The sequence below is a fragment of the Mycobacterium sp. genome (genome assembly GCF_049683355.1).
In the GTDB taxonomy this organism is placed as follows: Bacteria; Actinomycetota; Actinomycetes; order Mycobacteriales; family Mycobacteriaceae; genus Mycobacterium.
Genome location: NZ_JBAUJB010000127.1, coordinates 1 through 2136, shown reverse-complemented (window position 1 = coordinate 2136; position 2136 = coordinate 1). Strand labels below are relative to the sequence as shown.

The window sequence follows — 2136 nt, the reverse complement described above, 5'->3', positions numbered from 1 at the left end:
GCATTCCGACCGCCTGGAAGCGTTCTGGTCGCAGGTGATGAGGCTGCGCGATCTGCTGAAGTTCGACTTCTACTTCGCCGACTCCGCGGGTTTCCGGGAACACGTCATCCAGGAGATGTCGTGGCATGCGGGCTGGGAGGACGATGTCGACGCCGGGGGCGAGCGGATCGGCGCGCTGCTGCGGGCCAAACGCCCGGCGATCGCCGGGCCGCTGCTGCGCCCGTTCTTCGAGGCCTACCGCATCGTCGCCGACGTCCTGATCGACGCACCTGCCGCGGTCCCCGAGAAGGATCTGACCACCAAGGCGCTGGGGCTGGGTCAGCAGTATGTGGCCCAGGGTGTGGTCCGCAGCGCCGAGTCGGTGTCGGCGCTGCTGTTCACCACCGCGCGCCAGGTGGCCGTGGACCAACATCTGCTCGAACCCGCGGCGGACCTGGCCGGCCGGCGGAAGGCCTTCCGCGACGAGCTCCGCGGGATCCTGGAGGACATGGAGACCGTCGACAGCATCTCGCGCGACCAGTTCTTCGTCCGCGAACGCAATCGCCGCGGGATGCGTAGCGAGGAGCCTGTCTAGCGGCCCCCGCGCGGCAAGGCCATATTCTTGGCGGATGACTTCGTCCGGCGCCCCCGCGACCACCGGAGTGCGCAGCGCGCCGGCGTGGACGGTGTTGTACGCGGTGGCGCTGCTGGCAGGGCTGACCGCGGCGGGGCTGTCCGCCCTCTCGGTGGCCGAGGCGCTGACCGCGACGGGACTGCCTGACCCCGGCCCGGTGACCAGCTACGGGCTGCCTTTCGTCAGGGCGGCGGGGGAGATCGCCGCCGTGGCCGCCACCGGATCGTTTCTGCTCGCCGCGTTTCTGGTGCCGCCGCAACGCAACGGCGTGCTCGACGCCGCGGGTTACCGCGCGCTGCGGACGGGGACCGTCGCCTCGGGGATCTGGGCGGTCTGCGCGGTGCTGTTGGTGCCGCTGACCGTCTCCGATGTCAGCGGCCAGCCGCTGTCGACGCGGCTGAGCCCGGCCGACATCTGGGCGGTGGCCGACCTCATCGACATCGCCAGCGCCTGGCGCTGGACCGCGCTGCTCGCGCTGGCGGTGACGGTGCTCAGCGCGCCGGTGCTGCGATGGTCGTGGACGCCGGTGCTGTTCGCCGGTTCGTTGGTGACCCTGCTGCCGCTGGCGCTGACCGGGCACTCGTCGTCGGGTGGTTCCCACGACCTGGCTACCAACAGCCTGTTCATCCATCTCGTCGCCGGTGCGCTGTGGGCCGGCGGCCTGCTGGCGTTGCTGGTCCACGCGTTACGGGGAGGTGAGCACGCCGACCTGGCGGCGCGGCGATTCTCCGCGGTGGCCTTGTGGTGTTTTGTCGCGATGGCGCTCAGCGGTGTGATCAACGCGCTGGTGCGGATGCGGCTCGGCGATCTAATGAACAGCGACTACGGCTTGTTGGTGCTGGCGAAGGTCACGGCGCTGTGCGTACTCGGCTTCCTCGGGTGGCGGCAGCGCCGTAACGGCGTCGCCGCGCTACGGGACGACCCGGGCGCCCGCGGTCCGCTGATCCGGCTGGCGCTGGTCGAGGCGATGGTCTTCGGATTGACGTTCGGCGTGGCGGTCGCTCTGGGCAGGACGCCGCCACCGCCGCCGCGGGACCTCAATCCGTCGGTCACCACGGTCGAGATCGGCTATGACCTGGCCGGTCCTCCCACCGTGGGCAGGGTGCTGTTCGACTGGCGCTTTGATCTGTTGTTCGGCACGGCGGCCATCGTGTTCGCGCTGGTGTATCTGGCCGGCGTGGCCAGGCTGCGGCGCCGGGGCGACGGCTGGCCGGCCGGTCGGACGCTCGCGTGGCTGCTCGGCTGCCTGCTTCTGCTGGTGACGACGTCGTCGGGGATCGGTCGGTACATGCCGGCGATGTTCAGCATGCACATGATCGCCCACATGCTGCTGTCGATGTTGGTGCCGATCCTGCTGGTTCTCGGCGCACCGGTGACGCTGGCGTTGCGGGCGCTGCCCGCCGCAGGCCGCGACGAGCCGCCCGGACCGCGGGAATGGCTGCTCGCCGGCCTGCACTCCGGGGTCTCCCGGGTGCTCACCAACCCGTTCGTCGCGACGGCGCTGTTCATCGTCGGGTTCTACG

At 70.6% G+C, this 2136-nt stretch carries 1 protein-coding gene and 1 pseudogene; both read left to right on the top strand.

Features of this window, described 5'->3' with window-relative positions; all coding sequences use genetic code 11:
- A pseudogene (locus tag WA944_RS08120) lies at positions 1-574 on the top strand (glycerol-3-phosphate 1-O-acyltransferase); the annotation flags it as partial.
- Between the two features lie 34 nt (positions 575-608).
- A partial coding sequence (locus WA944_RS08115) for a bifunctional copper resistance protein CopD/cytochrome c oxidase assembly protein (RefSeq protein ID WP_526646690.1) occupies positions 609-2136 on the top strand: 1528 nt, incomplete at its 3' end.